A 7,745-nucleotide genomic window follows, 5' to 3' on the forward strand; every position below is an offset into this window, starting at 1 on the left:
GAAGCTTCATGCGATAGATGAACGACAGCAATCTGTGATTGCTGGCTGGACCCCGAAGGGGGATTCACAGCGTGTTTTGGAAAGCCATCCCGCAGGATGCGCGGGCGACAATCTCCATAGTGATTATTTTGGGATGGAAAGCATGGGAAGAATGCAGAAGGAACTGCACACCGGCATAGACCTGGCGGTGGCACTCATCAAACAGGACACCCTGCCTGCGTTGCTGAACACCGCCACCAGCCAGCTCCAAAAAGCCTTCGGCCTCACCAAATGCTGGGCCCTCGAACTCGACCTCAGCGGCCGAACCCTCCACTGTGGCCAACTGGGCGACACCATCGAATTCGACTGCAGCGACTTCAGCCACCCCTTCGCCCACGTGCTGCAAACCGGCCAGCCCAGAGAGCTAACCCGCGCGGCCAGCTACCGCCTGGATCACCCCGGCTTCCAGACCCTGTTCGATGCCAGCGATCGCCCAAGCAGCCTCTGGCTTGAACCCCTCGCCGGTGAAGACGGCCGCACCCTGGGCATCCTCGTTCTCTGCGGCGACCACCCCGACTGGCAAGGCATCGTCGGCCAGCCCTTGTATGCCGGCATCAAACAACTGTTGGTGCATCAGTGGATCAGCCAACTGCAAACCCGCGACCAGGTCTGGCAACGGCGCCTGCTCAAACGCTCCCTGGACCACCTGCACGATGCCGAAACCCTGCGCCAGCGCTGTGAACAACTGGCCCATACCCTGGTCGGCAACTCCGAAGCCATGGCAAACCTCCGGGCCCAGCTGGTGCGTGCCGCCGGCAGCCAGCTGTCTGTGCTTGTCCAGGGTGAAACCGGCTGCGGCAAAGACGTGGTGGCCCGGGGCATCCACGACATGTCCGACCGGGCAAATGGTCCTATGGTGGTGGTCAACTGTGCTGCCATTCCGGACACCCTGCTGGAAAGCGAACTGTTCGGCCATACCAAAGGTGCCTTCTCCGGCGCCGACCAGGCCAAAGAAGGCCTGCTGGCCCAGGCCAATGGCGGCACCCTGTTCCTGGATGAAATCGGCGACATGCCCATGGCCCTGCAATCCAAGCTGCTGCGGGTTCTGGAAAGCCGCCAGTTCCGCCCCTTGGGCGCCCGGGATGAACAGCACTCCGACTTCCGGCTGGTGGCGGCCACCCACCAACCCCTGCAGGAAGGCATCGAAGACGGCCGCTTTCGCCGTGACCTGTTCTACCGCCTTAGCCAGTTTCCATTGCGGGTTATTCCGCTGCGCGAACGCACGGAAGATCTGGAAGCCCTGAGCCGGCACTTCATTCGCCTGTACACCGAACGCGAAGGCAGTGGCCCATTGGGCATCAGCAGTCATGCGCTGCACACCCTGGCCGGGTACAACTTCCCCGGCAACGTGCGCGAACTGCGCAACATCGTCGAGCTGGCCTGCCTGCAAACTCCCGCCGGCGATGACATCCAGCCGGAAGTGTTACGCCTGGATGACCTGTTTGCTGATGCGGGCCCCGCCATGGATGCCAGTGTTGAACCGAAAACCATGTTGGGGGTGCCGGTGGCGGATGACATCCGCGACCTGAAAGCCGCCGCCCAGGCCTTCGAGGCCGCCATTATTCGTGAACGACTGCGCCAGTACGGCGGCAACCGTGCCCAGGCTGCTGAAAGCCTGGGTCTGCCCAAACGTACCCTGGCCCATAAATGTCTGAAGTATCAGGTAACTGACGTATGACCCTGAAAGACCGAATCCAACCCGGGCTGTTTGGCCTGGCCATGCTGCTGGCCAGCACCGTCACGCTCGCCGACACCCGCCTGGCGGAAGCCGAGGCCTGCACGGCAGAAGCCAACCGGCTGGAACGGCTGGCCTGCTTTGATGAAGTATTCGCTACCCCACTGGCCCGTTACGGGCAGGGTCGGCGGGTGCCGGAGGTCAACCAGTCCGAACGCTGGCGCCGAGCCTTTGCCCAGGCCAGTGGTGAGGATGCGTCCGGGGTGACCTATCGGGATACCGGCGCCGCGGCGGGCCATCTGGTCACCGTGTCTGCCATGGGGGTTCAGCCGCCGCGCCCGGTGCTGGCGCTGCAGTGCCACAACAACATCACCGAACTGACCGTCATGCTGCCGGAACCCATCAACCGGGAGCGGGTGGAGGTGGCACTGGGCACTGAGCGAGCCTACTGGCGGGTACGGGATGAAGGCCTGGTGGTCAGTGCCGGCCGGGGCTTGCCGGCAATCCGCATCGTGCAGCAAATCGTCGGGCAGCCGGACGCCCGCATTCACGCCGAAGCCCGGGAGCTGGATGGTTTGCTGTTTGATCTTTCCGGTTATGCAGAAGCGATCCGGCCACTGCGTCAGGCCTGTGGCTGGTAAGGGGGCAACGATGCAGGTTATTGAACAACACCCATACGTTGAACAGGTACTCGGTGCGATTCCGGGGGAAAGCTGTACCGGCGACAGCCTGGCCGAGGACCCGGTCCTGGAGTTCCTGGAAGACGAAGTGATGAAAGTGGGTTCTCTGGCCCACAACGACATCGATTGGAACAAGGTTGAGAGCGAGGCCCTCAAGCTGCTGGCAGACCGCAGCAAAGACATCAAGGTGCTGGGTTTTCTGATGCTCAGCCTGCAGCGCAGCGGTGACGGCGAACGCTTTGCCTTGTCACTGTACCTGCTGCATCGGGTGTTGGATGGCTGGTGGGAGCACGCCTGGCCCTACCCCGGCGCCAAGGGCCAGCGTGCCCGAAAGATGCTGTTTACCCAGATGCTGCAACGCGCGCTCAAAGGTGTGGAGAGCCTGAGTTTTGATGCCAGCGTGGGTGATGGCCGCCAGTACTGCCTGGACCTGATCGACAAGCTGGATGACCAGGCCAAAGCCAAATACCTGCCGGGTGACGCCTTGTTTGATCTGAAGCGGGCGGCAGAGAAACTGCCTAGGCCAGACCAGCCGGGCAGCCAGGCCAGTGCCGGGGAGTCGCAAGCCGCCCCGAGCCAGCCGGCAGCGGCGGCACCGAACAGGCCGGCGACAACGACTCCCGCAAGCGCCTCACTGGGCAACCTGACCCTGGACCCGAGTAATGAGCGGGCAACCCGCCAGAGCCTGTTGAAAGTGGCTGAGCTGCTCACCGGCGCTGAGCCGGAAAACCCCTTGGGTTACCAGATGCGCCGCCACGCCATCTGGCAAAGCATCACCAGCCTGCCGCCCACCCGGGATGGCAAGCGAACAGACCTGGCTGCTGTGAGTGCAGACCGGGTGGCAGAGTACAAGGAAAGTCTGGATAAAACCCCGGATAACGAACTCTGGCAGCGCATCGAACAGAGCCTGTCGGTCAGCCCGTTCTGGCTGGATGGCCACTGGCTCAGTGCCCGGGCGGCGCTGGCGTTGGGCCATAGCGATTGCGCCGAAGCCATCCGGGAAGCCCTGAAAGCCTTTGTGGAAAGGCTGCCGGAACTGGCAGAGCTGACCTTCAATGACGGCACCGCCTTTCTCAGTGACGATGCCGCGGACTGGATGCACACCGCACCCGCGACGGTCAAAGGCAACGGAAGTGGCGCCAATCCCTGGGAGCAGGCGCTGGACAGCGCGGTTGAACTGGCAAGGCAGAGCAAACTGCCCGCGGCACTGGAGCTGCTTGAACAAGGCCTGGCCGATGCCCGGGAGCCCCGGGAACGGCTGTACTGGCGCCTGGCCAGTGCCAAGCTGCTGAAAGAAACCGGCCTGAAAGCCATGGCCGCGCAACAGATTCAGGACCTGCAGGGGCAGGTCCGTGGCCTGGTTCTGGAAGACTGGGAACCCGGCCTGATCAAACAACTGGAACGACTGGCGTAACGCCCGCACGCATTAAACGCAGGAATGGAAACCATGTGGAGAAAAGCCTTACTCATTGGTCGTTGGCTACTGCCTCATCTTCGTAACGCCGCACCGGTCACCCTGGCGCTGGCGGTCATCGCCTTGCTGGTGGCCACCTGGTGGCTCGGCCCTCGCCTGGAAATTGGCGGAGAATACCCATTGATGGCCTGGCAGATGCGGGCCCTGGTGACGCTTGGTGTGATTTTGCTGGTGGTGGTGTTCTGGGGTATGGCCCTGGCGCGCCGGCTGGGCAAGGTGAACAAAGCCAAGGCCGAGGAACAGCGGGAACAGGAAGATCCGATTCTGCCCATGGAACGCCGGCAGCAGCGCTTGCTGGACCGCCAGTTGCAGGCCCTGAAAAGCAATCTGCCCGGCCGCAAAGGCCTGTACCGTCTGCCCTGGTACCTGGTGATGGGCCTGGAGGATGCCGGTAAGACCAGCCTGATTCAGCGGGCAGGGCAAACCTATACCCTCACCAACGTTACCCGAAATAACCGGGGCGACCGCAATCCTTTCGGTTTTGACTGGTGGATTGGCGATAACGGTGTACTGATCGACCCGGACGGCGAACTGCTGAGCCAGAACCAGGGCGAAGGCGCCACCGGCGAAATCCAGAACCGGCTGTGGAACCATTTTATCGGCTGGCTTGAGCGCAGCCGTCCCCAGCGCCCGCTGAACGGCGTGATTCTGGCCGTGGATCTGGCCCGCCTGAGCACCGCCAGTGACCAACAGCGGGAAGCCCACGCCATCCTGCTGCGCACCCGCCTGCGGGAACTGATGGAACAGCTGGGTTCGCGTCTGCCGGTGTATGTCACCTTCACCAAAATGGACCTGATGTACGGCTTCGCACCGTTCGTGCGTACCCTGTCAAAAGCCGAGAAAGACAAGGCGCTGGGCTTCACCTTCCGACTGGATGGCCAGCAGGATCACGATCAGTGGCTGGAGCAGTTCGCAGACCGCTACAACGAGATGGTGGATGAGCTGAGCCAGCGCCTGCCTGATGTGCTCGCGGACACCCGCGATAACGAAGAGCGGGCCGCGGCCTATTCATTCACCCGTCAGCTGGCGGGCCTGAAAACCACCATGGAGCAATTCCTGACCGACCTGCTGTCGGCCGATGCCTTCTCCACGCCTGCCCTGGTCCGTGGGACCTATTTCACCTCGGTGCTGCAGGAAGGTGTGCCGGAAGATGCCTTTGTCTCTGCCGCTGCCCACAATTACCGGATGACCAGCCCCATCCAACCGGCCCAGCGAGGTGGTCAGTCGGTCAGCCTGTTTACCAAAGGGCTGTTCGCGGAGGTGATTTATCCAGAGGCGGGCCTGGCCGGCGATAACCGCAAGGTGGTCAGCAAACGCCGTCGCAAAGTGGCCGTGGCCGCCGCCGTGGCAGTGTGTGCCGGTGCCGGCATGACTGCCGGCTGGCAGCACTATTTCATCAAGAACGCAGATGCCGCAGCCCAGGTGGAAAACCGGGTAAACGCCTTTATCAACAACTGGCAGCCGGTGGGCTATGAGCCTGACAGCACCGGCCGTAACCTGCTGCAACCACTGGATGAATTGCGCGAGGCCACCATGGCCTTTGGTGACTACCGTAACGAGTGGAGCCTGGTGGCCGATATGGGCCTTTATCAGGGCCACAAAGTGGGGCCGGAAGTGGATGCCGCCTACCTCGATATGCTGGCGTATCAGTACCTGCCAACCTTGATGTTTGGCGTGATGGAAGAAATGGGCCGGGCACCGGACAACAGCACCGAACGCCTGGAACACCTGCGGGTGCTGCGTATGCTGTACGACGCCAGCGGCCGGCGCAGTGACCTTGTCGCCGCTTATATGCGCAGCTACTGGCAGAACCGTTTCCCCGGCCAGCGGGAGGTGCAGAAACGACTCTATGGCCACCTGCAATACGCCATGGCCCATACCAACCTGGCCGGCATGGCGGCCGAGGGCGACCAAACCGCCACCATGGCACTGGCACCGTTCCGCAGCAGCGTGCAGTGGGCGCAGCACGAGCTGGGCCGGATCAGCACGCCAGATCGTGTCTACCGCGATCTGGAGGGGGAAGCCAACCGGGAATTCCAGGCACCGCTGGAGCTGGCGCGCAGTTCCGGGCCGGCCTTCGCCACCGTGTTCACCCGCATGGACGCCTACGGCGAACCGCTGGGTGATGAATTACCGTCCGCAGACGATCCGCTGTCCATCCCAGCCTTGCTGACCCGCGAAGGCCTGGAGAAGTGGTTCCTGCTCAAATCCGGTTCGGTAACCGAACTGGCGTTGGTGGATGCCTGGGTGCTGGGCCGGCGCAATGATGTGGATTTCAGCAAGGCAGACGAAGCGGAGTTGCTGGCCAGCCTGCAAACGCTGTACGCCGAGAACTATGCCGAAGCGTGGCGCACGGCAATCAGCCGGTTGGATGTCCACCGGTTTGAAGACCTGAACCACGGTGTACGCATTCTGGAAAGCCTGACCAGCGGCCACGAACCCCTGGCCCGGTTCCTTGGCCAGGTCCAGAGTAATACCCGCCTGATTCCGGTGGGTGACGGTGAAGCTGAAGCAGCCCGCAAACTGCTGGAGCAGTCGCCGCATTTCCGTATGCTGCAGGACATCGAGCGCCAGTTCGCCGACCTGAACCGGCTGACCCGCAAACAGGGTGATCAGCCCTCTGGCCTGGATGAAATCATGCAGGTGGTGGGTGAACTTCATGAATACCTGCGCAACATTCAGGAATCCCCGGATGCCGGCAAAGCCTCGCTCGGCGCCGCCCGTGCCCGCATGGGCCTGCAGGGTGCCGACCCCATCTTCACCCTGCAGCGCATGGCCAACCACCAGCCTGAGCCGCTGAACCGCGTGCTCAACCGGCTGGCCACGGAAAGCTGGCGGGTGGTGCTGGACCGTGCAGTGGCTCAGTTAGAGCGAGAGTGGTACCGGGAAGTTTACCAGCCGTTCCAGCAGACCCTGGCCCGCCATTACCCGTTCACCTCAGGCGCCGGTCGTGATGCTGCCCTGCAGGATTTCGAGCGCTTCTTTGCGCCGGATGGCATCCTGGAAACCTTCTACAACGATAATCTGAAACTGTTCCTGGAAGACCACCCGGAACACGTGGGCGATGCCCGCCGGGCCAGCCTGGTGCGCCGCGACGTGGTGGCGTCTCTGGATCGCGCCAGGCAGATTCGCCAGGCCTTCTTCACCCGCAGCGGCACTCTGGACGTAGAATTCGCCCTGGAGCCCCTGAACCTGACGAACAACAAACGCCGGGCGGTGGTGAATATCGACGGCCAGCTGGTGGAGTTTTCCCACGGCCCACGCCAGAGCATACCGCTGGTGTGGCCCAACACCCTGCGGGACTCTGTGGAAAGTCGCATCACTCTGGTGCCGATTCAGGTGAACCGCTCACCCAGAAGTATCTCCGAAAGCGGCCCCTGGGCGCTGTTCAGGTTGCTGGATAAAGCGGAGATTGCCGGCGTCAGCAGCAATGCAGTGGATGTGAAGTTCACCGTGGACGATGGCGAGATGCGATATCGCCTGCATGCGGCCAGTAATATCAACCCGTTCACACAGCAGCTGCTCTCGGGGTACCGCATACCCCGCAGCCTGTATTAAACTGTTCCCCGTCGCCCGGGCTTAAATGCCCGGTTTGACCGGAGCCTGCACCTGGATGGTGCCGGCTGAAACGGAAATGTTCATTCTTCAGGGACCGAAGTCATGCCCCAGGCAAGCGGATTGCAGTTCACCGCCCGTGTAGGCGAATTCCCCTCAGATCACTTCGCAGTTGTCAGCTTCGCGCTGACCGAAAGCCTCTCCAAGCTGTTTCAGGGCCGTTTGCACCTGGCCAGTACGGACCCGGACGTACAAGCGGCGGATATACTGGAACAGCCAGTGGACCTGGTGGTGTGGCAAGACGGCCAACCCCTGCGGCGTT

General features: G+C 62.5%; 4 protein-coding genes and 1 pseudogene. All 5 read left to right on the plus strand.

The features are described 5' to 3' along the window. Positions 1 to 151 precede the first annotated feature (151 nt). Positions 152 to 1,717, plus strand: a complete 1,566-nt coding sequence (locus ACTZWX_RS07660) for a sigma-54 interaction domain-containing protein (RefSeq protein WP_444713429.1) — start codon at positions 152 to 154, stop codon at positions 1,715 to 1,717. Continuing rightward, on the plus strand, positions 1,714 to 2,355 hold the full coding sequence (gene vasI / locus ACTZWX_RS07665; RefSeq protein WP_444713406.1) for a type VI secretion system-associated protein VasI: 642 nt from the start codon (positions 1,714 to 1,716) through the stop codon (positions 2,353 to 2,355). The genes ACTZWX_RS07660 and vasI overlap by 4 nt, the downstream gene beginning before the upstream one ends. A 10-nt stretch (positions 2,356 to 2,365) precedes the next feature. After that, on the plus strand, positions 2,366 to 3,808 hold the full coding sequence (gene tssA, locus ACTZWX_RS07670) for a type VI secretion system protein TssA (RefSeq protein WP_444713407.1): 1,443 nt from the start codon (positions 2,366 to 2,368) through the stop codon (positions 3,806 to 3,808). Between the two features lie 24 nt (positions 3,809 to 3,832). Continuing rightward, a complete protein-coding gene (gene tssM, locus ACTZWX_RS07675; protein WP_444713408.1) occupies positions 3,833 to 7,426 on the plus strand; it encodes a type VI secretion system membrane subunit TssM in 3,594 nt (1,197 codons plus the stop codon). A 102-nt stretch (positions 7,427 to 7,528) separates the two neighbouring features. Beyond that, positions 7,529 to 7,745, plus strand: a pseudogene (locus ACTZWX_RS07680) (type VI secretion system tip protein VgrG); the annotation flags it as partial.

The organism is Marinobacter sp. NSM (genome assembly GCF_052380025.1).
Lineage (GTDB): Bacteria > Pseudomonadota > Gammaproteobacteria > Pseudomonadales > Oleiphilaceae > Marinobacter.

What these genes read in the sequence shown, in the direction of transcription:
- ACTZWX_RS07660 (WP_444713429.1), top strand. Translation starts at nt 152, where the DNA reads ATGCAGAAGGAACTGCACACCGGCATAGACCTGGCGGTGGCACTCATC.
- vasI (WP_444713406.1), top strand. Translation starts at nt 1,714, where the DNA reads ATGACCCTGAAAGACCGAATCCAACCCGGGCTGTTTGGCCTGGCCATG.
- tssA (WP_444713407.1), top strand. Translation starts at nt 2,366, where the DNA reads ATGCAGGTTATTGAACAACACCCATACGTTGAACAGGTACTCGGTGCG.
- tssM (WP_444713408.1), top strand. Translation starts at nt 3,833, where the DNA reads ATGGAAACCATGTGGAGAAAAGCCTTACTCATTGGTCGTTGGCTACTG.